Raw genomic sequence first — 25,698 nt, 5'->3', positions numbered from 1 at the left:
CTCACCCGAAGAACGGATCGACCATGAAAAGCATCAAAGCAGCCGCTCTCGCAGCCGCAGCCGCCCTCGCCCTCTCGTTGTCCGCATGCGGCGGCTCGAGCAGTGCCTCCTCGACGTCGTCGGCCAACAACCCGTATGGCCTCATCACGCCCGGGCAGTTCCGCGTCGCGAGCGTCGGCGACTCCAAGCCCTACACGTTCACTGACTCGTCCGGGAAGTTCACGGGCTTCGACGTCGAGCTCTTCACCGACGTCGCCCACCGAGCCGGCATCGACAACGTCGTCTTCACCGGCCAAGACTTCTCGGCGATCCTTCCCGCCGTCGCCAACGGCCAGTTCGACGTCGGAGTCGCCGCCATCGGCATCACCGACAAGCGCAAGCAGACGGTCGACTTCTCTGACGGCTACCTCGCCGGCTACCTCACGGTCCTCACGACGAAGACGTCAGGGGTCACGAGCGCGGACAGCCTCAAGGGCAAGCGCCTCGGCGTCGTGCAGGGCACGCTCCAGGAAACGTACGCCATGAAGAACTTCCCCAACTCGAACCTGGTCCGCTTCCCGGACAACAACGCGGCCGTCTCCGCCCTCAACTCCGGCACGGTGGACGCCCACTTCCTCGACTACGAGGCCGCCAAGGACTACGTCTCCAAGTTCGGGCTCGTGGACGCTGCCGACATCCCGTCGTTTGACGCGCCCGCCGGGTTCGCGATCGCAAAGAACAAGCCCGCGCTCAAGGATGCGCTCAACAAGGCCCTCAAGGCGGCCATGGACGACGGCACCTGGAAGCGCCTGTACCAGAAGTGGTTCCCGGGCTCGCCCATGCCGAAGCAGTACCTGCCGGCCTCGGATCAGTAAGTCGAAGATCAAGTAAGGCACCGTCATGGATCTGCTCGACAATCTCGGAAAAACGTTCTTCGACGTCCAGGCCATGGCCGACGTCCTGCCCCAGCTCCTGCAGGTCGGCCTCGTCAACACCCTCGTCATTTCGATCGCAGCTACGGTCATCGGCTGCGTCCTCGGCATGGTCGTCGCCCTCATGGGCATCTCGCCCTCCGGGTGGCTCCGCTGGCCGGCACGTGTGTACACCGACCTCTTCCGCGGACTCCCGGCCATCCTCACCATCCTGTTGATCGGCCAGGGGTTCGCCCGGTTCAGCCAGCAGGTCTTCGGGCCGAGCCCCTACCCGCTCGGCATCATCGCCCTCAGCCTCATCTCGAGTGCGTACATCGGTGAGATCTTCCGAGCCGGGATCCTCGCCGTCGACAAGGGCCAGCTCGAGGCGTGCCGCGCTTTGGGGATGGGCTACGGGCGGGCGATGCGCCTAGTCGTCGTCCCCCAAGGAGTGCGGCGAGTTCTCCCCGCGCTCGTCAACCAGTTCATCTCGATCGTGAAGGACTCAAGCCTCGTGTACTTCCTCGGCCTGCTGGTCTCCGAGCGCGAGCTCTTTCGCGTGGGGCAGGACGCGGCGGTGCTCAGCGGAAACCTCTCACCGCTCGTCCTCGCCGGCTTGTTCTATCTCATCGTGACCGTCCCGCTGACCCACCTCGTGAACTACATCGATCAGCGGTTCCGGACTGGCCGTCGCAAGCCGGCGCCGCCGGTCTCCGGTCTCCGCGAGATCGCCGAGCTCGAGATCGTAGAAAGCGCAAGACCATGAAAAAGCACGAATATTCGGGCGCCGGGCTCGAACTCAAGGATCTGACCCTCGCCTATGGTGACATCGACGTGGTTCGGAAGATCAGCCTCCGCGTCGAACCCGGGACCACGACGTGCGTGATCGGCCCGTCAGGCTCGGGCAAGTCGACCCTGCTCCGGGGAATCAACCGCCTCCACGAGCCGAAATCCGGGGACGTGCTCCTGGACGGCGCCTCGACTCTGGGGCAGCACCCCGATCAGCTGCGCCGGAAGGTCGGCATGGTGTTCCAGCACTTCAACCTCTTCCCGGATCACACCGCGCTCGAGAATGTGGCGCTCTCTCCGTGGAAGGTCAAGGGCCTTTCCAAGAAGGAGGCCTTGCGGGTTGCCCGGGAACGCCTCGACGAGGTCGGGCTGCGCGAACGGGCGGACCACAAGCCGCGCGACCTGTCCGGCGGCCAGCAGCAGCGCGTGGCTATCGCCCGGGCGCTCGCCATGGAGCCCCAGGTCATGTTGTTCGACGAGGCCACGTCCGCGCTCGACCCCGAGCTCGTGAACGGCGTGCTCAACCTCATGGCCAGTCTGAGTGGCCGAGGGATGACGATGGTCGTCGTCACCCATGAGATGGGCTTTGCCCGGCGGGCCGCGAACCAGGTCGTGTTCATGGACGAGGGGCAGGTCGTGGAGACCGGAACGCCCGACGACATCTTCGACCGGCCCCAGTCGGCGCGCTTGCAGCGCTTCCTCTCGGAGGTCCTGTGATGCCCCGGATCAAGTCAGCGACCCGAATCAGAACAGCCATCGTCGGATTCGGCGTTTCGGGTGGCGTCTTCCATGGCCCCCTCCTCGGGGCCAACCGGTCGTACTCCGTCGAGGCGGTGGTGACTGGGAACCCTGAGCGCGTGGCGGCGGCCCGCAAGAGGTTCCCCCGGGCCTTCATCGTGAAGGACTACGCCGCTCTTCTTGAGTTGGTCGACGACGGTACCCTCGAGCTCGACCTCATGGTGCTCGGCACTCCGCCCGCGCTCCACCGCGAGCAGGCGATCGCCGCCGTCGAGCGCGGACTTCACATCGTCGTCGACAAGCCCTTCGCGCCGTCGCTCGAGGATGCCCAGGCGATGACCGACGCCGCGGCCGCGGCCGGCGTCGTCCTCACGGTCTTCCAGAACCGGCGCTGGGATGGGGACTTCCTGACCGTCGCAGACCTCGTGCGCGCGGGAAGGCTCGGCGAGGTGCGCACCTTCGAGTCCCGCTTCGAGTGGTGGCGCCCCGAAGGCTTCGGCAACTGGCGCGACGCTGCCGCGGCCGACGACGGCGGGGGCCTCCTCACGGATCTCGGCAGTCATCTCATCGACCAAGCGACTCAGCTCTTCGGTCAGGTCGAGGACGCACGGGCCGACCTTCGGCGGCACAGCGACGGCCTAGGGGGAGACGAGGACAGCTTCGCGGAACTGCGCCATGCTTCGGGCGTCGTGAGCCGACTCTGGATGAACGGCCTCGCGCCGGCTCGTGGCCCGCGGTTCCACGTCCTCGGGAGTCGCGCCGGATTCACGTCCTGGGGGCTGGACGGCCAGGAGGCTGCCCTTGCCACTGGCGCCGATCCCCGCAAGCCCGGCTATGGGGCTGTCCCGTCGCGGGAGCCAGCACGGTTGTCCGACGGAAGCTCGGCCATCGACGTCGGCCTCCTGCCCGGCGATTACCCCGCGTTCTACCGCCTGCTCGCCGACGCCGTGCACCGCAACGGGCCGCTTCCCGTTGAACCGGCCGAGGCCCTCGAAACCCTGCGGATCATCCGCGTCCTCCACGCGACCACCCCCCTTCGGTCATCACAGAAAGAACCCGCGAATGTCTGAAAGCCAGAAGTCCGATAGTGCAGATCAGCGGCGCATCGTCGTCATCGGCGGCGGCGTCCTCGGCGTCTCCATCGCCGTCCATCTCCTCCGCTCCGGTGCGGACGTCACCCTTGTCACGGAAGGCGAGCTGGCCTCGGGGGCCTCGGGCCGCTCGCTGTCCTGGCTCAATTCGGCGGGGACACGCAGCCGCGAGTACCACGCGCTGCGCATGGCGGGCATCGACCGCTACCGGACGCTGTTCGCCGAGGACCCGTCGCGCGAGTGGCTTCAGTTCGGCGGCGGGGTCTACTGGGACAAGGGCGACGACGGCACGTCGACCATGGGACGGCACGAGTACGAGCTTTCCCACGCCTATGACTCACACCTCGTCGGGCCAGAGTCCATTGCCGACTTCACAACTGGCCTCAACGCCGACGCCCTCGCCGAGACGTCCATCTACAACCCGGGCGAGGGGTGGGTGAGCCTCCCGCATCTCATCGCGCACCTCGTGGCCGAGTTCATGCGGCGCGGCGGCGTCCTCGAGGCGAACGCCGGCCGGGCCGAGGTCGTCGTGGAGGATGGCCGCGCCGTTGGAGTGATGGCCCCCGCGGTCGGCACCCTCGGTGCGGACGCCGTCGTCGTCGCCTGTGGTGCGCATACGCCCGACGTCGTGGCGCCGCTCGGAGTACAGATTGACAACGGCTCACCGGTCTCGATGCTCGTGGTGACCGAGCCGCTCGACCACACCGTGAAGGCCGTCCTCAACACGCCCCACGCGGCGATTCGCCCCAACCCCGGCGGCACAATCGCCATCGACCACGACTGGTACGAGGAGCACATCGTGCGGGACGCGTTGGGGGAGTACTCGATCCCCGAGCCCGTCGTCGACGAACTCCTCAAGAAGGCTGGCCGTCTCATCGACGGGACGCCCGAGCTGAAGGCCGGGTCCTGGAAACTCGGGCTCAAGCCCATCCCGGGCGACGGCGAGCCGGTGTTCGGGGAGCTGGCGAAGGTCCCGGGGTGCTTCGTGGCGTTCACCCACTCGGGCGCGACGCTCGCCCTCATCGCCGGCGAGCTCCTCGCCGACGAGGTCCTCACCGGGAGCCGGCATCCCATGCTGGCCACGTTCCGGCCGGAGCGCTTCGAGGCCTGACCTGCTCTCAACGGCGGTGCGGGCTCATGAAGGCAGGGCGGGCCAGAGTTCTCCAGCCCGCCCTGCCTTCCGGGTAGACCGTGGTGGCGCGGCAGCCTTGCGGTTCGCCGGATTCCTGAGGACGGGGAACGCGCTCGTCAACGCCGAGAGGGGGAGGGGCAGCACACCGGAAGCGCACTATCGATAGCGACCGAGGCGGATGAGAGGCCGCGGCCTGCGAGCTGCTGGGTGATGGGGCCACCGAACGAGTTGACGGCGAGGCGGGCGTGCTTCCGCGGGTTTTGGCGGTCGGAGTGGCCCACGGGCATGATGGCGTTCACGAACCCGACGCGCCCACAGGAGAGGAAGCCGATGACTGCGGTCCCAGAAGGCATCGACACCCCGGAGATCATGATCGACCGGAACGTGCTCGAGCGGAACGTCGAGCGGATGGCCGCCGCCGTCCGGTCCAAGGGACTGCAGCTCCGTCCACATGTGAAGACCCACAAGGTCCCCGAGATCGCGGCGCTCCAGCTGGCCGCGGGAGCTGTCGGGCTGACCGTGGCAACCATTGGCGAGGCCGAAGTCTTCGTCGAGCACGGGGCCGAGGACATCTTCATCGCCTACCCGCTCTGGGTCGGCCCGCGCCAGGCAGCCAGGCTGCGCCGCCTCAGCAGCAGGGCGCGCGTCGCGGTCGGCACAGATTCCAGTGAAGCAGCCAGCACCCTTGGCGCGAGCCTCGCTGATGCCGCGGGCCACATCGAGGTACTCATCGAGATCGACAGCGGTCACCACCGCAGCGGGGTCAGCCCGACCCGCGCCCTGGAGGTCGCCCGGGCTGCCGAGCGCGCGGGACTGCGCGTTGCCGGAGTCTTCACCTTCCCCGGTCACAGCTACGCGCCGGGGATGCCTATCAGAGCCGCGGAGCAGGAACAACAGGCCCTTGACGAGGCCTCCAGGCTGCTGGCCGCATCGGGCTTCGACGTCAGCCGCGCGAGCGGCGGGTCGACTCCTACGGCATTCCTCACCGGAACAGCGTCCGCGACCGAGGTGCGGCCGGGCGTCTACGTCTTCGGCGACGCCCAGCAGCTCGAACTCGAGAGATGCACCATGGAGGACATCGCCCTGACGATCGCCGCAACCGTCGTCAGCCGCCACGAGGGAGACCAGTTCACCCCGCGCAGGATCATTCTCGACTCGGGCAGCAAGACCATGGGCAGCGACCGCCCTGCCTGGGCCACGGGCTACGGACGGCTCATGGACCATCCGGAAGCACGCATCACAGCCCTCTCCGAGCACCATGCCACTGTCGTCTGGCCCGACGAGAGCGACCTTCCGGCCCTCGGCGAGCGGGTGCGGGTCATCCCGAACCACGTGTGCCTTGCCATGAACCTCGTCGACGACGTGGCCGTGCTCAGCAACGGAGAGGTCGTGGACCGCTGGCGTGTCGCAGCCCGCGGCAAGAACAAGTAGTCACCGCTCGACGGCGTCGATGCCCTGCGCCGTCACCGGATGGCCCGTGCCGTCACCAGCCGCCGCGCGTGGGTGTATGCCCCTTTCGGGCGTCGTCGGGCATAGTCATTTCAGCCCGCAGGCCCAGGAGGCGGATTGGACGGCCTGCTTCGATGTCGGCTGCGAGGTCGAGGGCGCGCGCGAGGATTTCGTCCCGGTCGAAGGTCTCGGGAATCTTCTTCGCGTGAGTCTTGGTCAGGAACGGCGCATAGCGGACCTTGAGGGTCAGCCCGATCACGGGCCGCCCCTCGGCCGCGACATCATCGAGAACGTGCGCGGTCAGCTCCCTCACGGCGTCGTCCACTTGGGCCGGATCGGTGAGGTCGCGCTGGAAGGTGGTCTCCCGGCTGTGCCCGCGGGCTACCCACGGGGTGTCGTCGACGACGCTCGCGCCGTCCCCGCGCCCGAGCTGCGCGTACCACGGGCCCATCCTCGGGCCGAATTCGGGGACTAGGTCCTGCGGGTCGGCTGCGGCGAGCTCGGCGACGGTATCGATGCCGAGTTTGGCGAGCCGGGCCGACACCCTGGCTCCGACGCCCCATAGATCCTTGGTGGGCCGGCCGCCCATGACGTCGAGCCAGTTCGCCGCGGTGAGACGGAAGACGCCGGCCGGCTTGCCGAAGCCCGTGGCGACCTTGGCCCGGACCAGGGTGTCGCCGATGCCCACGCTGCAATGCAGCTGTGTCCGCTCCAGGACAGCGGACTGCACCTGCCGGGCATAGGCTTCTGGGTCCTCCGTCTTCACGCCCACAAAGGCCTCGTCCCACCCCAGCACCTGCACGGTGGCACCGGGCTGCGCTCGCAGGGTGGTCATGACGGTTTCCGACGCCGCGAGGTAGGCCTCGTGATCGACGGGCAGGATGACGGCGTCGGGCACCTTCCGGGCCGCGATGCGCAACGGCATTCCGGAGCCCACGCCGAACGCCCTGGCTTCATAGGACGCCGTCGACACCACAGCTCGTTCCGTCGGATCGCCCCGGCCGCCGACAATGATCGGCCTGCCGGCAAGCTCAGGCCGCCGCAGCACCTCGACCGCCGCGATGAACTGGTCGAGATCGACGTGCAGCACCCACCGGATTCCGCTCACGCCACCAGTCTGCCCCTCCTCATCGGGTTCGGCGTCGACGGCCGTGTGAGGAAGTACGAACGAGTACGAGCTCCGCCCGGTGAGACGGAGCTCGTACTCGCGTTGCCCAAACGACCGTTTACTGACCGATCGGGGTGGGAGGTCGCTCGCCGCTGAGCACGGCCAGCGCGTTGTCTGCGGCGAGCATCGCCATCGCGGTGCGCGTCTCGACGGTGGCGGAGCCCAAGTGCGGGACCAGCACCACGTTCTCGAGTTCGAGCAGCTCGGGGTGCACGCGGGGCTCGTGCTCGTAGACGTCGAGTCCGGCCCCAGCAATCCGACCCTCGCGAAGGGCGGATGCGAGCGCTGCTTCGTCGACGATCGGCCCGCGGGCGGTGTTGACGAGGTACGCCGAGCTCTTCATCGCCGCGAGTTGCTCCGCGCCGATCAGATGGTGCGTGGCGGGTCCGTAGGGGCAGTGCAGCGAGACGACGTCGGAGACGGCCAGCAGTTCGTCGAGCTCGACCCGCTGGGCACCCAGCTCGGCGGCGATCTGGGGGTCGATCTCCCGGCGTGACTGGTAGACGATCTCCATGCCGAAGGCCTTGGCCCGGCGCGCGGTTGCCTGGCCGATGCCGCCCATGCCGACGACGCCGAGGGTCTTGCCCTGCAGGCTGCTGCCGAGCAGGAAGAACATGCCCCACTTCCAGGCCTGGCCGGAGCGGATGAGCCGTTCCCCCTCGCCGAGTCGGCGGGTCGCCATGAGGATGAGGCTGAGCGCGATGTCTGCCGTCGCCTCGGTGAGCACCCCGGGGGTGTTGGTGGCGACGACGCCCCGTTGGGCGCAGGCTGGCACGTCGATGTTGTCATAGCCGACGGCGACATTCGCCACGACTTTGAGCTGCGGGCCGGCGGCGTCGAGCAGCTCCGCGTCGATGCGTTCGGTGAGCAGGCTCACGACGGCGTCAGCGCCGGCTACGCGGCGCAGGAGTTCTTCGCGGCCAATCGAATCCGGACCCGGCCAGGCATCCACCTCGTGCTCGGCGCGGAGCTTCTCGATTGCGGCGTCGGGCACGCGCCCCGTGACGACGACCCGGCTCATGCCGTCTCGATCCATTCGCGCAGGCGGCCGAGGCCGTCGCGGATGTCGGCGACGTCGATGCCCGAGTAGGCGAGCCGGATGTATTGCCGCTCTTCGCCGGGCTGGCGCCGGCCGAAGTGCTCACGCGTGCAGAAGGAGACGCCCGTCTTGTAGAGGGCTTCCGTGGCGAAGTCGCCGACCGCCGTGTACCCCATGCGCTCCATGGCGTCCGTGACGTCGGGGAAGAGGTAGAACGTCGACTGCGGCACGGCGACGTGCATGCCCGGGATGGAATTCACGAGCTCGCAGGCGGCGTCCCGGCGCCCGCGCAGAATGTCGAGCATGTGCTGCACAGGCTCCTGCGGACCGCGGAGTGCTTCGATGCCAGCCCACTGGACGTAGTGCGTCGTGCACGACTCGTCGTTGGTGTTGAGCGTGCTGAGCACCTTGGCGATCTCGAGCGGGGCGACGGCGCAGCCGAGGCGTGAGCCGGTCATCGCGAACTTCTTGCTGAAGGTGTAGAGGATGACGGTACGCTCCGCCATGCCCGGGAGCGACGCGATGGAGCTGGAAACCCCTTCGTAGCGCGTCTCGAAGTAGGCCTCGTCGGAGAGGACCCAGAGATCGTGCTCCTGGGCGAGCTGCGCGATGGCCTCACGCTCGGCCGCCGTCGACTCGGCCGAGATGGGGTTCTGAAGGTCGTTGTAGATGATGGCGACGGTGTTGGGCGTGATCGAGGCGCGCACCTGGTCGAGGTCGATCGCGAAGCCCTCGCTCGTGGGGAGGTAGCGATACGGCACGGCTGTGCCGCCGAGGTACTCGATCTGCGACTCGTAGATCGGGAAGCCGGGGTTCGGGTAGAGCACCTCCTGACCCGGGTTCATGACCGCCTGGAGGAACTTCGTGATGACCGGCTTGCCGCCCGTCATCACGACGACGTTGTCGGGAGAGAAGCTGATGCCGCGACGCGAGCCGAGATCCTCGGCGAGGGCCTCACGCAGCTGCGGGATCCCCGGACCGGGGCAGTAGCCCGTGTAGCCGTCGGCGATGGCCCGATTCATGGCCTCGACGATATGCGGGGCCGTCGGGATGTTGATGTCGCCAAGGTGGAAGGGGAACACGCGGTTCCCCTGGGCCTTCCATGCGGCGGCGGCTTGGGCGACGCTGAAGGCCGTTTCGGTGCCTAGACGCTCAAGCCGGTTCGCGAGTTGTTGCATACGGTTCCACTCCTCATCGAGTTGACGTTCGATCCTCAGGCGGATGCCACTCTAGTATAGGACTAATATATTAGAATCCGTTGTGTGGGATCAAGACTGAGGTGCGGATCGATCTGACATACGTGAGCGTCCGATGACAAGAGGCCGCACCCCGGCTTGGGGGTACGGCCTCTTGCTACTGGGACAACTACGGGGTCGGCGGCGTGTGCCAGATGCGGTCGATGTAGTCGCGCATGGACCGGTCGGAGGAGAAGTAGCCGCACCGCGCGACGTTGAGGATCGCGGAGCGGGTCCACGCGTCCTGGTCGGCGTAAGCTGCATCCACGGTCTTCTGCGCCGCGACGTAGGACGCGTAGTCGGCGAGCACCATGAAGCGGTCGTCGTACAGCAGGTTCGAGATGATCGGCTCGAACGTGGAGCGGTCGCCGCCCGAGAACGCGCCGGACGCGATGAGGTCCATCGCGCGCCGCAGGTCGGCGTCCGTCTGGTAGTACTCGCTCGGCCGGTAGCCCTTGGCCCACAGCGCCTCGACTTCCGGCTCCGTCATGCCAAAGAGGAAGAAGTTGTCGTCGCCGACGAGTTCGCGGATCTCGACGTTCGCGCCGTCGTCGGTGCCGATCGTGAGCGCGCCGTTGAGCGCGAACTTCATGTTGCCGGTGCCCGAGGCTTCCTTGCCGGCCAGGGAGATCTGTTCGGACAGGTCGGCGGCCGGGATGACGTACTCGGCGAGTGTGACGTCATAGTTGGGCGGGAAGAGCACCTTGAGGCGTCCTTCGACGCGCGGGTCGTCGTTGACGACTGATCCGACCGCGTTGATGAGGTGGATGATGCGCTTGGCCATTGCGTACCCCGGCGCCGCCTTGGCTCCGAAGACGAACGTGCGCGGCGTGATCTCGGATGCCGCGACGCGTCCGGACGCGATGCCTTCGTACAGCGTGACGATGTGGAGGACCTTGAGCATCTGCCGCTTGTACTCGTGCAGGCGTTTCACCATGACGTCGAGGAGGTGGCCGTCACCGACTTCGAGCCCGTCGCGGGCCTTGAGCTCAGTCGCGAGCCGAACCTTGTTGTGAGCCTTGACGGCCGCGAACGCGGCACGGAACTCAGGATCCGCCGCGTAGGCCTCGAGCTCGCGGAGGCGCTCCAGATCGGTGACCCACCGCGGGCCGAGCGCATCCGTGATGAGGGACGACAGGCCGGGGTTCGCGAGGCGCAGGAAGCGTCGCGGCGTCACGCCGTTGGTGACGTTGGTGAACTTGCCGGGGAAGAACTCGGCGAAGTCGGGCAGCACCTTGTCCCGCAGCAGCTGCGAGTGCAGTTCGGCGACGCCGTTGACCTTCGCGCCCGCGACCGTGGCGAGGTACGCCATCCGCACCGACCGGTGGGGGTACTCGCCCACGATCGACATGTTCCGGATGCGCAGCTCGTCGTCGCCGAACTGCTCGCGGACCGCGGCGAGGAACTCCTCGTTGATGCGGAAGATGATCTCCAGGTGCCGCGGCAGGAGCCGCCCAAGGAGGTCCACGGACCACTCTTCGAGTGCCTCGGGCAGCAAGGTGTGGCACGTGTAGGCGAAACACCCCTGGGTGATGGCCCACGCGTCAGCCCATTCGAGGTGCCGCTCGTCGACGAGCACGCGCATGAGCTCGGGCACGGCGATCACGGGATGCGTGTCGTTCAGCTGGAAGATGACGCGGTTCGGCAGGTTCGCGAGGTCGTAGCCCTCGGACAGCTGGTTGTCGAGGAAGTCGCGGATGGACGCCGCGACGAAGAAGTACTGCTGCTGCAGGCGCAGCTCCTTGCCCTGCGGAGTGGAGTCCTCGGGGTAGAGCACCTTCGAGATGTTCGACGCGAACGTCTGCGCCCGCACCGCCTCCGCGTAGTCGCCCGCATTGAAGACGCCAAGGTCGAACGCGTTCGTCGCGACGGCGCTCCACAGGCGCAGCGTGTTGACGCGCCCGTTCTGATAGCCGGGCACCATGTAGTTAAAGGGCACCGCCTGCACGTTCCACGCGGGGATCCAGCGCGTGCGCTCGACGCCGTCGTCGTCGTACTTCTCGGTATGGCCGCCGAAGGAGATCGTCTGCGCGGCCTCGGGGTGGGGGAACTCCCACGGCGAGCCCATTGCGAGCCACCGATCGGGCTGCTCGACCTGCTGGCCGTCGACAAACGTCTGCCGGAAGATGCCGTATTCGTACCGGAGGCCGTAGCCGATGGACGGGACGCTCATGGTGGCAAGCGAGTCGATGAAGCAGGCGGCGAGGCGGCCCAGGCCTCCGTTGCCGAGGCCGGGCTCGAGCTCGAGACGGCGGAGCTCATCGATGTCGATGCCGCACGACGCGAGGGCCTCCGTGGCAATCTCAGTGAGGCCGCTCGCGAGCAGATTGTTGTCGAGCTGCTTGCCGAGCAGGTACTCCGCCGACAAGTAGCACACGCCCTTCGCCTGGCGCTCGCGCTGGCGGCGCTGGTCCTCGAGCCACCGGGCCATGAGGTAGTCGCGCACGGTCTCTGCGAGCGCGAGATACCTGTCGTTCCCACTCGAGAAGGAGAGGGCCACGCCCTGCCGGAAGTTGAGGTTGTTCAGGAATTCGCGCACGAAGCCGTCGACCGTGCTCGGCGGTGCGGTCACCGGGGCCAGCGCCAGGGGGTGTTTCGCGGGGGAGATGCGTTCGGGGGCCATCACGCCACGGTAGCGAATGCCGCCGACGCCTGACGACAGATCTGCCCCGTCGACCGAAAATTTACACGCCCGTCACAGACGGAGGGCGGCGAGTGTGAGACACACCGCCGCCCCGGCCCGTGCGGCAGGATGTTCACATTTTCCCGAATCCGTTCAGAATGGTCTGTATGTCTCTGATCCAGGACGGGCCTCAACGCTCGCCGGTCTTCCGATAGAGAGACGTGCCGCATGCGCCGCATCACCGCCGTTGCCGTCGCGCTAGTCCTGCTGCTGACTGGCTGCACTGCGGCGGCCGCGGTCAACACCGATCCTCAGCCCGTGGGCTGGACTGGCGCGGCCCGGATGCTCGCGTTTCGTGACGAGTTCAACGGCACGTCCCTGAATCGGACCGTCTGGACACCGTACTGGAGGCGCGACTGCGTGGGCGCGTCCACCATGAACAGTGTCCACACATGTTCGTCGAACGTCTCCTACGGCAATGGCGAAGTTGACCTCAAGCTCTCGGATTCGACCCACGGCGCGCTGTTGTCCACGAACCCGCGCGATGGCGTGGTCGGTCACACTGGGTTCCAGTTCACGACCGGCTACGCGGAAGCGCGCATCTGGTTCCCAGGCCCGGCCGGCGCATGCACCATCTACAACTGGCCCGCATGGCTGACGGACGGCCAATCCTGGCCGAGTACCGGTGAAATCGACATCGCCGAAGCTGCTGGCTGGGGCGGCAGCGGCGCAGACTATCTCTTGTCGGCGAACTATCACGGTCCGAACAAGAAGGCCGGGTCGGGGACGTTCTCAGGATGCTGGTCGAATGGCTGGCACACCTACGCCATTGACCGCAAGGTCGGTTCCATCGACATCTACGTGGATGGCGCCAAAGTCTGGACCACAGCCACGACCGACCACGAGTCTCCCGAATACCTCATCCTGGCTCTCGGCTATACGGACGGAATTCAAGGCCTCGGAGATGCCAATGCCGTTCGAGTCGACTACGTTCGCGTCTGGCATTAGCTGGCAGCGGGACGTGGAGCGAAGCTTCCGGTTCCGCAGTCGGCTGCGACGATCGCTCACCTGAGCAGACACCTCTTGTCCTATAAATCAAGTCGATGTACTATCGATTTAGTCCTTGGGTATGAGCTCCTGTGGCTCAAACGCCCGTAGAAGAGACACGACCGAAACATATGTAGGACGGTCTGGTGGCTTGCGTCGGACGTGGAGACCTCAGTCAGGAGGCCCAGTCCGGCTCCGCGTGGGGTCGACATCAGGGCCCACGGGCGCTTCGCGAGCAGGCGAGCCGTCTTCACGAGCGGAACCGGGAGCCAACCCCGGCCACGCCCTTCCCGGCCACTTCGCGCCGTCCCGACCTTTCCTTCGCCTTCACGGCGCGTGAGCGTCGTCAGAATCACGATCAACGGGGAAATCATGAAGTCTGTCATTGACTGGATGGACAATCCGCAGCCGAACCGAGGCATCCGCTTTGCCGAACGCGGCGACGAGTGGACGTACCGCTCATACGCATCGCTCGCCGAGGAAGCCCGGCGCATCGCCACGGTGCAGCGAGAGCACGGCGTCCGCCCAGGGGACGTGGTCTCGCTCGTCATCAGCGAGCCCAGGCGCTTCGTGCCGTGGTTCCTGGGGACGCTCGCCGCCGGAGCCGTCGCTTCGCCGATCGCTTCGCCGCTCACCTCTGCGTCGGATCGGTATGCCGAGCACATCGCCCAGATCACCAAGGTCGCCCGGCCGCGCGCGCTCTTCTCAGACGCCGAACTCCTCGACCTCGGCCGCGAGGGGCTGCGGCTCGCGGGCAGCGGAGCCGAGATCGCAGCGGCCGGTGACCCCGGAGGCGCCGCCCCGGGCGAGATCGCCCGCGTGGACAGCGACAGCCTCCAGCTTCTCCAATTCACGTCCGGATCGAGCGGCACGCCGAAGGGCGTTCGCGTCTCGCAGGCCAACCTCGCGGCGAACGTCACGAGCATCCTCTCCTGGCTCGGCGTCGGGCCAGACGACTCGACCGCCTCGTGGCTCCCCACGTACCACGACATGGGCTTGGTCGGGACCTTCCTGGGGTCCGTGACGGCCCAGATCGACCTCTGGATGATGACCCCGACCGACTTCCTCCGATCGCCGCTGCGCTGGGTCGAGCTCTTCGGCCGCCGCGGCGCGACCACGACCGCCTCGCCGAACTTCGGGTACAGCCTCGTGAACCGCAAGGTCCGCCCCGAACAGCTCGACGGCATGGACTTCTCCAGCTGGCGCGTCGCGATGAGCGGTGCCGAACGCGTCGATCCCTCGGTGACGGCGACGTTCACGCGCCTTCTCGAGCCCTTCGGCTTCCGGCCGACGGCCTTCACACCGTGCTACGGCATGGCCGAGGCGACGCTCGCCGTCTCGGGCATCACGCCGGGCAGTCCGTGCCGGATGGTCCGGCACGACGGTGAGCTGGTCCCGGGCGAGCCGGTCCGCATCATCGAGGAGGCCGTGCTCGGCACGCGCGTCCCGGACACGTCCGGATGGCTCGCGTCCTGCGGGCGGCCGATGCCCGGGGCCTCGGTCGACGTCGTCGACGAGTCGGGCACGACGGTGCCCGAGGGGCACTTCGGCGAACTCCGGGTCGCGGGGCCGGGCGTTGCGCAGGGGTATTCGGCCCTTGAGCCTGGCGCGTCGAGCGGTTTCACGGACGCCGGTCTGCGGACCGGCGACGCGGGGTTCATGCTCGACGGCGAGGTCTACGTCGTCGGCCGGCGGGGGGAAAGCCTCAAGGTCCGCGGCCGGGTCGTCCATGCCGAGGACGTCGAGCAGCTCCTGTGGGAAGTCGAGGGCATCGCGGCCGGGCACGTTGCCGTCGCTCTCGCGGCGACGCCCGATGGCAACGAGGCCATCGTCGTCGTCGAGTCCGACGGCGGCACGTGGCTCGGCGAGGCGACCGCCGTCGTCCGCTCGGCGACCGACGCGGAGCTCGCGCTCACGGTCGTCCGGGTGAACCGCGGCGTCATCCCGCGGACTTCGAGCGGCAAGCCGCGCCGTCGGGCCCTCATCCGCGCGTGCCGCAACGGCGAGCTCGCGGGCGAGGTGCTGCTCGCGTCCAGGGGCCACGGGCTTCCCGCCCGCCGGGCCGTCGCAGCGCAGGCATCGGCGCACTGAGGCCGGGGGCAGACGGATGACGACGATCGACGAGGCAAGGCTCGACGGCGCCGCGTTCGACGGCGCAACACTCGACAGTTCAGCCGCGCGCCTGCCGCAATTCGCGGATGTCGCCCGGATGGAGGGCGAGCTCGGCTCGCCCGAGGATCCCGCGCGCGTCCTCTCGTTCGCGCAGGCCCTCGCCACGGACGAGCGCGAGGAACTCCCGCACGGCGCTCTCGGCCTCCTGCGCGAGCTCGGCTGGCACCGATACTGCGTGCCGGCCGAGCTCGGGGGAGGGCTCCGGTGGTGCGAGCAGTTCCTCATGCAGGCCAGGGTCCTCGCCCGCCGCGACCTCACGGTCGCGATCAGCCAGAGCACGCAGCTGTGGTCCGTGCTCGTGTGGCTCGGCGGGGACGCCGAACAGCGGCGGCGGCTGGCGGACGAGGCCCTGCGCGGCGAGGTCATCCCGTGCCTCGCCTACAGCGAGCGCGACCACGGCGCCGACCTCACGGCGAACGACCTCACAGCGACGACGACCCCCACCGGGTACGTCCTCGACGGCTCGAAATGGCCGATCAACCGCGCAGTCACCTCGACCCACGCAATCCTCCTGGCCCGAACAGCGCCCGGCCGCGACGGCCGTTCCCAGTCCCTCTTCCTCGTCCGCAAGGCCGAGCTGCCGCGGGAGCGGATCGTCGACCTGCCGCGCGTCGCCGTCTACGGACTGCGCGGGTGCGACATCAGTGGCATCGGCTTCGAGAGCGCATCGCTCGCTGCAGATTCGCGCATCGGCGCCGAGGGCGAGGGGCTCGAGCTCGCGCTCCGGGGGCTGCTCATCACGAGGACGTTCTGCGGCGGCCTCTCGCTCGGCGCGGCCGACACGATGCTCCGCGTCGTAACCCGCTACCTGAGGGACCGGCGCCTCTACGACGGGCCCGCCACGGACATCCCGCACGTCCGGGAGACGCTCGCGAACGCCTACCTGAGCCTCCTCATCGCCGAGTGCATTGGACTCGTCGCGGCCCGGGGGCTTCACCTCTTCCCGGCAGAGGCGAGCACCTGGTCGAGCCTGGCCAAGGTGCAGTCCACCCGGCTTGTCGACGACTCGTCGAGGAATCTCGCCCGCGTCCTCGGCGCGCGGTACTACATGCGGGCCGAGGGCCCCGAGGCGATCTTCCAGAAGATGCTCCGGGACAGCGCCGTCGTCTCCCTCTTCGACGGCAGCGAGCCCGTCTGCCTCGACGCCCTTGCTGCGCAGCTTCCCCTCATGGCCCGCGCTCGGAAGGCGAGGCGTGGCGAGGAGTGGTCAGCGCTGTACGACTTCAGGGTCCTCCTCGAGGATTTCCGCCCCGAGCGGGTTGTCGTCTTCGGCCGCGGAGAGGACGCCGTCCTCGCGAGCCTGCCGGCTTTGGAGGCCGGGCTTGCTGCGCTCGTCCCGGATCGCGACTGCCGAGCCGAGCAGCTCGCGCGCCTCCGGGAAGGGGTCGCGCGGCTCCGGCACGAGCTCGATGATCTCTTCGCGGAGGTCGAGGGCCTGCGCGTGGGCGTGGCCGGGGCGTTCGGCCCCGCCGCGCCGACGACGTCGACGAAGCGCACCTCCGCGCGGATGGTCCGCCTCGCGACGGCGCTGTGCGGGCTCCACGCGAAGGTGGTCACGGTCGGGGTGTGGCTCCACAACCGCGATCACCTCGGCCCGTGGTTCGCCTCGGGCGCCTGGCTCGAGGCGGCGCTCCACCGTGCGTCCGCCGAGCGGCCCGATCCCGGCTCGCTGACCCCGGCGATGTCCGAGAACCTGTTCGACCGGCTCGTCGAGCAGCTCGACGCGTCGCGCTACTTCTCGATCCTTCCGCTCGATCAGGCCCCCTCGCCCCAGCCCGCCTGACCGCATCCCCACCCCGCCTAGGAGACCACCATGTCCACGCCCATCAACCCCTCCTCCAGCACCAACGCTTCCGACGACATCCGCGAGCTGCTTGTGCGTACGATCAGCACCGAGCTCGGCATCGCGCCGCACGAGCTCGCGACCGACCGCACCTTCGCGAGCCACGGCGTCGACTCGATCACGGCGATGTACGTCGCCGTCGTCATCGAGGACACACTCGGCATCCGGGACATCCCGCCCACCCTCATGTGGGACGCGCCCACGGTCGACCAGCTTGTCCCGGCCCTCGAGGCGCTCCGCGAGGCGCAGGGGCAGGCGCCCGAAGAGGCCGCGGCATGACCGCCGCGCCGCTCGTGACCGGTGCCGCGCCCGTCCACGGCGCCCGCCGAGTCCCGCTCTCGGAACAGCAGCGCGGCCTGTGGATCATCCAGAAGACCGAACCCTCGTGCGGCGCGTACCACCTCGCCTTCACGGCCGAGGTGGCCGGGGACGCCGAGCTCGCCGAGCACGCTCGCACGGTGCTCGCGGACCTCGTCGCGGAGACCGAGGCCCTGCGGGTCTGCGTCACAGAGGAAAGCGACGGGCCCGCCCTCTGGATCGTGCCCGAGATCGAGCCCGACATCCGGGTCGTCGACGCGCGCGCCCTCGACGACGCCCAGCTCCGCTCGCTCGTCCGAGATGCAGCCCGCGTTCCCTTCGACCTTGCCCGCGCGCCGCTCTGGCGCGTCCAGGTGTTCGCCCGCGAGGGCTCGGCCGTCGTCGCGGTGGTCGCACACCACCTCGCGCTCGACTTCTGGTCGCTCGGGCTTCTCCTCGGTGAAGTGCAGGCGCGGCTCACCCCGGGCGCGCCTCGACGCGCCCTCGACGGATCCATGTTCGCCGAGTTCGCGGCGGCCCAGGCCGCGGAGCTCTCGGACCGCGAGGCGAGCTTGCCGCTCCGCGATCGGTGGGCCCAGCGCCTCGCCCCGGCTCCTGCCTGCATCGAGCTGCCCTCGGACCGGTCCCGGCCGCCCGCGCAGTCGTACGACGGCGGGTCCGTGCCGGTAGCGTTCGACGCCGCCACGAGTACCCGGATCCGCGAGCTCGCGATGGGCGCGGGGGCGACCCCGTTCATGACCGTCCTCGCGGCGTACGAGCTCTTCCTCAGCCGGATCAGCGGCCAGTCCGCGGTCAACGTCGCAACGCCCAGCTCGGGGCGGACCGACCGGCGCTTCCGCGACGCGCTCGGCAGCTTCGTCAACACTCTTGTGCTCACCGGCGAGGTCGACGAAGCCCAGACGTTCCGTGAGCTCCTCGCCGCGACGCGCGACCGCGTCGTCGATGGCCTGCGGGACCAGCGGGCCCCGCTCCCGTGGCTTGTGAGCGAGCTGTCCCCGCCCCGTGATCCGAGCCACGCGCCCCTCGCCCAGGCGGGCCTCGCGTGGGACAGGCTGCCGTTCCTCGCGGACCTCGCGCCGTTCTTCCTGCTCGAGCCGGGGCCTGCCGAGCTCGCGCTCGGGGAGGCCCGGCTTCGCCCGTTTCCGGTGCCCCAGCAGGAGGGCCAGCTGGACCTGTGGGTTGAGCTGGGCGGGGAGCGCGACGGCGGCTACGTCGGCGTCCTCCGCTACAGCACGGACCTGTTCGACGCCGGCACAGCCCGGGACCTCGCCGACGCCTTCGTCGCGACCGTGACATCCGCCGTGCACGACCCGGACGCCCCGATGTCCGCCCTCGCGATCGCCGACACGGCCCAGCGCGGCCGGCTCGAGGCGTGGGGCCGCGGCCCGGAGGTCCCGCTGCCCGAGGCCGACGTCCTCGCGCTCGTCCTCGAGCAGGCCCGCACGCGCCCGGACGCGGTCGCGGTGAGTGACGACGACGGCGAGCTGACCTATCGCGGGCTCGCCGACGCCGTCGACCGTGTCGCGGCCGACCTGCTCGCGCGCGGCGTCGCCCCAGGCGACCGGGTCGGCGTCATGGTCGAGCGCGACCGTTCGCTCGTCGTCGCCCTTCTCGCCGTGCACCGCGCCGGCGCGGCGTACGTGCCGCTCGACCCGGACTTCCCAGCGGACCGCCTCGACTACATGGCCGCGGATGCGCGCCTCGCGGTCCTGCTCACCCAGGAGCGGCACCGGGCCAGCTGGCCGGCTGACGCGGCAGACGGGACGCTCCGGGTGAGCCTGCTCGACGAGCTCGGCGGCGCCGAGGGTCTCGCCGGACGGCTTCCGGCCCACGAGCCGCGCCCCGGCGGGGCGCTCGCCTACATCCTGTACACGAGCGGCTCGACCGGCAGGCCCAAGGGCGTCGCGGTGCCGCACGGCGCACTCGTCAACCTCCTGCTGTCCATGGCGAACCGCACCGGGTTCGGTCCGGAGGATGTGTTCCTCGCGGTCACGACGATCTCCTTCGACATCGCGGGCCTCGAGCTGTTCCTTCCGCTCGTGTGCGGGGGGCGCGTGGTCGTGTCCCCGAGCGCCGTGACGCGCGATCCGCACGAGCTCGCGCACCGCATCGGGACCGTGCGCCCCACGTGGATGCAGGCCACGCCGACCACGTGGCTCATGCTGCGCGAGGCCGGCTGGCCCGGCGATCCAGGGCTCCGTGCATTGTGCGGCGGCGAGCCGCTGCCCGAGGAACTGGCCTCGTTCCTCACGGGCGCCGTCGCGGGCCTCACGAATGTCTACGGGCCGACCGAGACGACGATCTGGTCCACGGCAGGGCCGGTCGTGCGCGGGCGCGGGGTCGACCTGGGCACGCCCCTCGACAACACGCAGCTGTACGTCACTGACCCAGCGGGGCGGCTCGTTCCGCCGGGCACGTTCGGCGAGCTGTGGATCGGCGGGGACGGCGTGGCGGCGGGCTACTGGGGCCGCGAGGAACTGACGGCCGAGCGCTTCCGGACGGGGCTGCCGTGCGCGCCCCACGAGCGCCTGTACCGCACGGGGGACCGCGTCCGGTGGACGTCGGACGGCCGGCTCGAGCACCACGGCCGCCTCGACAGCCAGGTCAAGGTGCGCGGCTACCGGATCGAGCTCGCCGAGGTCGAATCCGTCCTCGCGGCTGTTCCCGGGGTCGGCGCCGTCGTCGTCGATGCCCGCGGCGAACGGCTCGTCGCGTACGTCGTCCCCACCCCTGGCTGCGCTGAGGGAGAGCCGACGACGCCGGCCCTGTTCGCCGCGGCGGCGCAGGCCCTGCCGCCCTACATGGTTCCGAGCGCCGTCGTCCGGCTGAACGAGCTGCCGCTCACGGCGAACAAGAAGGTCGACCGGCGTGCGCTCCCGGAGCCGGCCGCGGAGGCGGGGGAATCGTTCCTCGAGCCGCGCGACGCCGTCGAGATCACCCTCGCGCGCATGTGGACCGAGCTCCTGGGCGTCGAGCGCCTCGGGATCCGGGACGACTTCTTCGAGCTCGGCGGCCATTCGCTCCTCGCCGTCCGGCTCGCCGCGATGATCCGCGACGAATGGGGCGAGGAGCTGCGCGTCAACGACCTGCTCCGCAACAGCACGATCGAATCCCTGGCCCTGCATCTGCGCAGCCACGGCTCGGCGCCCGCGCAGGGGCCGCTCGTGACGCTGCGCCGGGGCGAGGACGCCGAGCGCCCGCTCTTCCTCTTCCACCCGTTCGGCGGCACGGTCTTCTGCTACGTCGAGCTCGCCCGGCACCTCCCCGAGAGACTGCCGGTCCGCGCGATCGAGGCGCCGGGGATCGAGACCCCGGGTGCGTCGGAGATGACCGTCGAGCGGATGGCGGCGCACTACGTGGACCTCGTGCGGCGCGAGCAGCCAGAGGGGCCCTACGCCCTCGGCGGCTGGTGCTTCGGCGGCGTCGTCGCGTTCGAGGCGGCGCGGCAGCTGCGGCGTTTGGGGGAGACGGTCGAGCTGCTGGTCGCGATCGACTCGCGCGCGCCGATTCCGGCGAACATGCCGGCCGACGCCGACGATCTCACTCTTCTCTCGTGGTTCGCGCGCGACCTCGCGATCCCGTACGGGAGGACGCTCGACATTCCGCCGGAGGAGTTCCGCGGCCAGGACCCCGATGCGGCGTTCGACCACGTGCTCGCGCGGGCTGCCGCGATCGGCGTCCTCCCGGCGGACGCCGATCGGGAGCAGATGCGCAGGTACTTCGAGGTCTATCTCGCGAGCGGCGTCGCGCTCCAGCTCTACACGCCGCCGCCCGCGGACGTCGATCTCATGCTCCTCACCGCGGCCGACGAGCGAGCCGACTACGGTCCATGCCTCGGCTGGGACGGCCTCGTGGCCGGAACACTGCACGTCACGCCCGTCGCGGGAGACCACAACTCGGTCATGTACGCCCCGAACGCGGCGGCCGTCGCCGCCGAGATCGGCACGGCGCTCGCCGAACGGCGAGCCGCGCTCCCGGCCCTCTGATCCGCCCGACCCGCCGCAACGAAAGGCACGACCATGCTTCACGCGGAGCACACCTTCCGCCTCCCGGTTCCGCCGGCCGAGGCGTTCGCCCTCCTGGGCGATCCGTCCCGCGACGACGAATGGCAGAGCAGCGTGATCCGCTCCCGCCTCCTCGACCCCGGGCCCGCGCCGGGCAGCCGCTACGAGATCGCCTTCCACATGCTCGGGCAGGACCTCGAGTTCGTCGCCGAGATCACCGCCTTCGAGCCCGGCGTGCGCTCCGGCTACCGGACCGTCAGCGGGCCGTTCAGCTACGAGGGCGGCTATACGTACGCCGCGGCGGACGACGGCGGCACGGACGTCGCGTGGCACTTCGCCGTCGATCCCGGGCGCTTCTTCGGCCTCCTGCCGGCCTCCTTCATGCGCTGGGTGCTCATCAGCCAGGTCGAGAAGGATGCCCACGGGCTTGCCGAACGGCTCGCCGCCGATCAGGGGACGGCGCATGTCTGAGGTGCACGCCGTCGTTCGAGATCTCGAGGGCGCCGGGATCCTCCTCGTCCACGAATTCGGCGGCTCGGCGGCCAACGTCGAGCCCGTCGCGCAGGCGCTCCGGGCTCGGGGAGCGGCAGTCGAAGCCCCGAACCTTCCGGGACACGGGACGCGGTGGCAGGACCTGGCCGACGTCGGCTGGCGGGATTGGCACGCGACGTCCTCCGACGCCGTCGACCGTCTTGCCGCCTCGTCGCCGCGCGTCGTCGTCGTGGGGACCTCGGTCGGCGCGGCGATCGCGCTGCGGCTCGCGGCCCTGCGCCCAGACGTCGGCGCCGTCGTCGCGGTCAATGCGACGCTCGGGAGCTCGAATCCGCTGCTCCCGCTCGCCCCGGTGCTGCGGTTCGCCGTGCGGTCCGTTGCCACGGGCGGAAACGACGACGGCGGGCTGCCGCGGGCGTATCCGCGGCTGCCCACGAAGGCCGTGGCCCAGCTACCGCCGCTCTGGCGGGACGTGCGGCGTCGGCTGGGCTCGATGGGGCAGCCGCTCACGATCGTCCGCTCGGCGTCGGACGGGAGTGCGGGGGAGGAGACGGCCGAGTTCATCCGCTCGCGGGTTGCGAGCGAGGACGTCCGCGAGGTCGTCCTCGAGCAGGCCGGCCATGTCGCGACGGTCGGTCCGGACGTGCCGGCGGTCGTCGAGGCAATTGCCGCCCGGTGTCTTGAGATTAACTAGACCAGTCTGCATAATATCGATGTGGCCAGAACACCCTCGAGGCAGAACATGATCGACGCGACCGCCCGGCTCCTCATGGAGCGCGGCTACTTCGGGACGGGGATCCACGAAGTGCTCGAGGCGAGCGGGGCGCCACGCGGGTCGATGTACTACCACTTCCCCGGCGGCAAGGAGCAGTTGGCCGTCGAGGCGGTCCAGCAGTCCGGCGAGCACGTCCGGGCCCTGCTCGCGCAGGTCTTCGCCGAGACCGATGACCTCGGCACCGCCATGGAACGCGTCGTCGGCTTCTTCGCCGAACAGCTCCGCTCGTCGGAGTACAGCCACGGCTGCCCCGTGGCGCCGGTTGTGCTCGTTCCGGACGGGCTCGAGGAGCTCCCCGGCGTGGTCGGCGGAACCTTTGGGGGGTGGCACGATGTCGTCGCCGCGAGGCTCCGCGAAACCGGGGTGTCCGAGGAGCGGGCCGAGTCCGTGGCCTGGCTCGCCCTGTCCGCGCTCGAAGGGGCGCTGCTCGTCTCGCGGGCGCGCCGCGACGTGACCCCTCTCCTGAGGGCCGGCGCCGAGATCGCTGCGCAGCTCCGCTCCCTCCCTCGCCCAGACCAAGAAACCACGTGAAGTCAAGGAGAATGCCATGATCCGCTGGGGAAGCTTCATCGTGCGACGGCGGTGGGCTGTGCTCGCCGTCTCGCTCCTGTTCGTCATCATCGCGGGCGTCTTGGGCGCCAAGGTGTCCGACAAGCTCATCACGGGCGGCTACATCGACCAGTCCTCGGCCTCCGCTGAGGCGGACCGCGAACTCGCTGACCGCTTCGCGGGCGGAACGCCGAACCTCATCCTGCTCGCCGACTCCTCCGGCTCGGTCGACAGCGAGACGGCGCGTCAGGCAGGAACCGCACTGACCGAGAAGCTCCGCGCTGAGCCGAACGTGACCGAGGTCCAGTCCTACTGGGCCGCGCAGGGGAATCCCGAGCTGCAGGCGGGGCTCAAGAGCCGGAACGGCCAGGAGGCGCTCATCCTCGCACGGGTCGGCGGTACCGAGTCCGAGGCCAAGAAGCAGGTCAAGGCCATGGCGGACCGCTACGCGGGAACCACCGGCCCGCTCACCGTGAAGCTCGGCGGGCAGACGGCGGTCGACAACGCCGTCGACGCCCAATCGGCGTCGGATCTGCTCAGGGCCGAGCTCATCGTCATGCCGATCACGCTCATCATCCTCCTGCTGGTCTTCGGCAGCGGCGTGGCGGCCGGCCTGCCGCTCGTGATCGCTGGCGTCTCGGTCGTCGGGACACAGTTCATCCTCGACCGGCTGACGGGCGTCACGGACGTCTCGATCTTCGCCCTCAACCTCACGACAGGCCTCGGCCTCGGGCTCGCGATCGACTACAGCCTGCTCATGGTCAGCCGGTTCCGCGACGCCCTCGCGGACACGGGAGACACCGAGCGTGCCCTCCAGATCACCCTCGCGACGGCCGGCAAGACCATCATCTATTCGGCCATCACGGTCGCGTGCTCGCTTGCGGGCCTCATGGCCTTCAACACGTTCTTCCTGAAGTCCTTCGGCTACGCCGGAATCGCGGTGACCGCGCTCGCGGGGGCGGCGGCCGTCATCACGCTCCCGGCCGTCCTGGCCATCCTCGGGCCCAAGGTGAACGCGCTCTCGATCCCGTTCCTCCGCCGTCGTCGTGAGGCCCGGGAGGCCTCGGCCTCCCACGCAAGCCGCGGCTGGACCTCGTGGGCGAACCGCATGATGCGGCGGCCGGTGCTCTTCGCCGGCGTCGTCCTCGCAGTCCTCGCCCTCCTCGCGGCCCCGGCGCTCTCCATCCAGTTCAGCCTGGCCGACGATCGCGCCCTCCCGTCGGAGGCTCCCGCGAGCCAGGTCTCTCAGGCTCTGCGCGCGAACTTCTCGACCAACGGCCAGGATGACGTCAAGGTGGTCGCATACGGGACCGAGGGCTCGGCACCCGATCGGGTCGCGGACTACGCGAGCCGGCTCTCCTCGGTCCCCGGCGTCGACCGGGTCGACGCGCTGACGGGCAGCTACGTCGCTGGACACCAAGTTGCCCCCGCCAACGCGCTCTCGCAGCGTTTCGCGGCGAGGACCGGCGACGGGTCCTATCTCACGGCCCAGACCCACATCGACCCGCTCTCGGCGCAGAGCCGCGACCTCGTCAAGGCCGTCCGCGACCTCCCCGCACCGTTCCCCGTGCAGGTGACCGGCCAGGGGGCGACCCTCGCGGACACCCTCGCGGGCCAGGCGCAGGGGCTGCCCTGGGCGCTCGGCATCATGGCGCTCGCCACGATCGTGCTTCTCGCGCTCATGACCGGCAGCATCGTCGTGCCGATCAAGGCGATCGCCATGAACGTGCTCACGCTCTCGGCGACCTTCGGGATCATGGTCTGGGTCTTCCAGGAGGGGCACCTCAAGTGGCTCGTGGGCGATTTCCAGGAGACCGGCTACGTCGTCTCGAACATGCCGCTCCTCCTGCTGTGCATCGCCTTCGGGCTCTCGATGGACTACGAGATGTTCCTCCTCTCGCGCATCAAGGAGGAATACGACCGCACCGGGGACAACCGGCGCGCCGTCGTCGCAGGAATCTCCCGGACGGGCCGGATCATCACCGCCGCCGCGATCCTGCTCGCCGTCGTGTTCCTCTCGTTCGTGACGTCGGGAATCCTGTACCTCAAGCTCATGGGCCTCGGCACCGGCCTCGCGATCCTCATCGACGCGACCCTCATCCGCGGGGTCCTGCTGCCGTCGGTCATGGCGCTCATGGGCGACGTCAACTGGTGGGGCCCGAGGTTCCTCAAGCGCTGGTCCGCGAGCTTCAGCCATGGGGAGTCCGCGCAGGAGTCCGCGCCCGAGTCTGCGCAGGAGGCACTGGCGGCGCCCGCCGTCGGGGCCGAAGCCCTGCCGGCCGAGCACGCTACCGCCTCGAGCGGGCGAGCCTGACCCCGCGCGGCCGGGGTGCGGGCGGGCGGC

Annotated in this window: 19 protein-coding genes; 15 read left to right on the top strand and 4 right to left on the bottom strand. The window is 69.5% G+C overall.

Annotated features, from left to right (window positions below):
* The first annotated feature begins 23 nt into the window (after positions 1-23).
* From SPF06_RS10770 to SPF06_RS10745, 6 genes are all read left to right on the top strand, one after another.
* Positions 24-854, top strand: a complete 831-nt coding sequence (locus tag SPF06_RS10770; protein WP_323279058.1) for an ABC transporter substrate-binding protein — start codon at positions 24-26, stop codon at positions 852-854.
* 25 nt (positions 855-879) lie between these two features.
* On the top strand, positions 880-1,656 hold the full coding sequence (locus SPF06_RS10765; protein ID WP_323279057.1) for an amino acid ABC transporter permease: 777 nt from the start codon (positions 880-882) through the stop codon (positions 1,654-1,656).
* Positions 1,653-2,396, top strand: a complete 744-nt coding sequence (locus SPF06_RS10760) for an amino acid ABC transporter ATP-binding protein (protein WP_323279056.1) — start codon at positions 1,653-1,655, stop codon at positions 2,394-2,396. Before SPF06_RS10765 ends, SPF06_RS10760 begins: the two co-directional genes overlap by 4 nt.
* Complete coding sequence (locus tag SPF06_RS10755; RefSeq protein WP_323279055.1) at positions 2,396-3,487, top strand: Gfo/Idh/MocA family protein; 1,092 nt, start codon at positions 2,396-2,398, stop codon at positions 3,485-3,487. The genes SPF06_RS10760 and SPF06_RS10755 overlap by 1 nt, the downstream gene beginning before the upstream one ends.
* A complete protein-coding gene (locus tag SPF06_RS10750; protein ID WP_323279054.1) occupies positions 3,480-4,619 on the top strand; it encodes an NAD(P)/FAD-dependent oxidoreductase in 1,140 nt (379 codons plus the stop codon). Before SPF06_RS10755 ends, SPF06_RS10750 begins: the two co-directional genes overlap by 8 nt.
* 351 nt (positions 4,620-4,970) lie before the next feature.
* Positions 4,971-6,071: a D-TA family PLP-dependent enzyme gene (locus SPF06_RS10745; protein ID WP_323279053.1), complete on the top strand. Its 1,101-nt coding sequence runs from the start codon at positions 4,971-4,973 to the stop codon at positions 6,069-6,071.
* 52 nt (positions 6,072-6,123) lie between these two features.
* Here the strand turns inward: SPF06_RS10745 and SPF06_RS10740 are convergent, their stop codons facing one another.
* From SPF06_RS10740 to SPF06_RS10725, 4 genes are all read right to left on the bottom strand, one after another.
* Positions 6,124-7,197 (bottom strand): DNA polymerase IV, encoded by a 1,074-nt coding sequence (locus tag SPF06_RS10740; RefSeq protein WP_487399475.1) that lies wholly within the window; start codon positions 7,195-7,197, stop codon positions 6,124-6,126.
* A gap of 118 nt (positions 7,198-7,315) precedes the next feature.
* The gene (locus tag SPF06_RS10735) at positions 7,316-8,278 is read right to left on the bottom strand and encodes a 2-hydroxyacid dehydrogenase (protein WP_323279052.1); all 963 of its coding nucleotides are present in this window, start codon (positions 8,276-8,278) and stop codon (positions 7,316-7,318) included.
* Positions 8,275-9,474: a pyridoxal phosphate-dependent aminotransferase gene (locus SPF06_RS10730; protein WP_323279051.1), complete on the bottom strand. Its 1,200-nt coding sequence runs from the start codon at positions 9,472-9,474 to the stop codon at positions 8,275-8,277. The genes SPF06_RS10735 and SPF06_RS10730 overlap by 4 nt, the downstream gene beginning before the upstream one ends.
* A gap of 187 nt (positions 9,475-9,661) precedes the next feature.
* Complete coding sequence (locus tag SPF06_RS10725) at positions 9,662-12,154, bottom strand: glycogen/starch/alpha-glucan phosphorylase (RefSeq protein ID WP_323279050.1); 2,493 nt, start codon at positions 12,152-12,154, stop codon at positions 9,662-9,664.
* Between the two features lie 228 nt (positions 12,155-12,382).
* Here SPF06_RS10725 and SPF06_RS10720 point away from each other — a divergent pair, with 228 nt between their 5' ends.
* From SPF06_RS10720 to SPF06_RS10680, 9 genes are all read left to right on the top strand, one after another.
* Positions 12,383-13,162, top strand: a complete 780-nt coding sequence (locus tag SPF06_RS10720; RefSeq protein ID WP_323279049.1) for a glycoside hydrolase family 16 protein — start codon at positions 12,383-12,385, stop codon at positions 13,160-13,162.
* A 411-nt stretch (positions 13,163-13,573) separates the two neighbouring features.
* Positions 13,574-15,292 (top strand): AMP-binding protein, encoded by a 1,719-nt coding sequence (locus SPF06_RS10715; protein WP_323279048.1) that lies wholly within the window; start codon positions 13,574-13,576, stop codon positions 15,290-15,292.
* A 16-nt stretch (positions 15,293-15,308) separates the two neighbouring features.
* Positions 15,309-17,156, top strand: coding sequence for an acyl-CoA dehydrogenase family protein (locus SPF06_RS10710; protein ID WP_323279047.1), 1,848 nt, complete (start codon positions 15,309-15,311; stop codon positions 17,154-17,156).
* 30 nt (positions 17,157-17,186) lie between these two features.
* Positions 17,187-17,495 (top strand): acyl carrier protein, encoded by a 309-nt coding sequence (locus SPF06_RS10705; RefSeq protein WP_323279046.1) that lies wholly within the window; start codon positions 17,187-17,189, stop codon positions 17,493-17,495.
* Positions 17,492-21,520 (top strand): non-ribosomal peptide synthetase, encoded by a 4,029-nt coding sequence (locus SPF06_RS10700; RefSeq protein WP_323279045.1) that lies wholly within the window; start codon positions 17,492-17,494, stop codon positions 21,518-21,520. Before SPF06_RS10705 ends, SPF06_RS10700 begins: the two co-directional genes overlap by 4 nt.
* A 33-nt stretch (positions 21,521-21,553) precedes the next feature.
* Positions 21,554-22,009 (top strand): SRPBCC family protein, encoded by a 456-nt coding sequence (locus SPF06_RS10695; RefSeq protein WP_323279044.1) that lies wholly within the window; start codon positions 21,554-21,556, stop codon positions 22,007-22,009.
* A complete protein-coding gene (locus SPF06_RS10690) occupies positions 22,002-22,724 on the top strand; it encodes an alpha/beta hydrolase (protein ID WP_323279043.1) in 723 nt (240 codons plus the stop codon). Before SPF06_RS10695 ends, SPF06_RS10690 begins: the two co-directional genes overlap by 8 nt.
* A gap of 21 nt (positions 22,725-22,745) precedes the next feature.
* Positions 22,746-23,336, top strand: a complete 591-nt coding sequence (locus SPF06_RS10685; protein WP_323279042.1) for a TetR/AcrR family transcriptional regulator — start codon at positions 22,746-22,748, stop codon at positions 23,334-23,336.
* A 16-nt stretch (positions 23,337-23,352) separates the two neighbouring features.
* Positions 23,353-25,668, top strand: coding sequence for an MMPL family transporter (locus SPF06_RS10680; RefSeq protein ID WP_323279041.1), 2,316 nt, complete (start codon positions 23,353-23,355; stop codon positions 25,666-25,668).
* Positions 25,669-25,698 lie beyond the last annotated feature (30 nt).

The organism is Sinomonas terricola (genome assembly GCF_034931225.1).
Classification (GTDB): Bacteria; Actinomycetota; Actinomycetes; order Actinomycetales; family Micrococcaceae; genus Sinomonas; species Sinomonas terricola.
Note: the sequence above shows the minus strand (reverse complement) of the source record. Positions and strands in the feature narration are given on the sequence as shown.

Bases quoted from the DNA above. Each gene is read 5' to 3' on its own strand.
- SPF06_RS10770 (WP_323279058.1), top strand. From the start codon at position 24: ATGAAAAGCATCAAAGCAGCCGCTCTCGCAGCCGCAGCCGCCCTCGCC.
- SPF06_RS10765 (WP_323279057.1), top strand. From the start codon at position 880: ATGGATCTGCTCGACAATCTCGGAAAAACGTTCTTCGACGTCCAGGCC.
- SPF06_RS10760 (WP_323279056.1), top strand. From the start codon at position 1,653: ATGAAAAAGCACGAATATTCGGGCGCCGGGCTCGAACTCAAGGATCTG.
- SPF06_RS10755 (WP_323279055.1), top strand. From the start codon at position 2,396: ATGCCCCGGATCAAGTCAGCGACCCGAATCAGAACAGCCATCGTCGGA.
- SPF06_RS10750 (WP_323279054.1), top strand. From the start codon at position 3,480: ATGTCTGAAAGCCAGAAGTCCGATAGTGCAGATCAGCGGCGCATCGTC.
- SPF06_RS10745 (WP_323279053.1), top strand. From the start codon at position 4,971: ATGACTGCGGTCCCAGAAGGCATCGACACCCCGGAGATCATGATCGAC.
- SPF06_RS10735 (WP_323279052.1), bottom strand. From the start codon at position 8,278: ATGAGCCGGGTCGTCGTCACGGGGCGCGTGCCCGACGCCGCAATCGAG.
- SPF06_RS10730 (WP_323279051.1), bottom strand. From the start codon at position 9,474: ATGCAACAACTCGCGAACCGGCTTGAGCGTCTAGGCACCGAAACGGCC.
- SPF06_RS10725 (WP_323279050.1), bottom strand. From the start codon at position 12,154: ATGGCCCCCGAACGCATCTCCCCCGCGAAACACCCCCTGGCGCTGGCC.
- SPF06_RS10720 (WP_323279049.1), top strand. From the start codon at position 12,383: ATGCGCCGCATCACCGCCGTTGCCGTCGCGCTAGTCCTGCTGCTGACT.
- SPF06_RS10715 (WP_323279048.1), top strand. From the start codon at position 13,574: ATGAAGTCTGTCATTGACTGGATGGACAATCCGCAGCCGAACCGAGGC.
- SPF06_RS10710 (WP_323279047.1), top strand. From the start codon at position 15,309: ATGACGACGATCGACGAGGCAAGGCTCGACGGCGCCGCGTTCGACGGC.
- SPF06_RS10705 (WP_323279046.1), top strand. From the start codon at position 17,187: ATGTCCACGCCCATCAACCCCTCCTCCAGCACCAACGCTTCCGACGAC.
- SPF06_RS10700 (WP_323279045.1), top strand. From the start codon at position 17,492: ATGACCGCCGCGCCGCTCGTGACCGGTGCCGCGCCCGTCCACGGCGCC.
- SPF06_RS10695 (WP_323279044.1), top strand. From the start codon at position 21,554: ATGCTTCACGCGGAGCACACCTTCCGCCTCCCGGTTCCGCCGGCCGAG.
- SPF06_RS10690 (WP_323279043.1), top strand. From the start codon at position 22,002: ATGTCTGAGGTGCACGCCGTCGTTCGAGATCTCGAGGGCGCCGGGATC.
- SPF06_RS10680 (WP_323279041.1), top strand. From the start codon at position 23,353: ATGATCCGCTGGGGAAGCTTCATCGTGCGACGGCGGTGGGCTGTGCTC.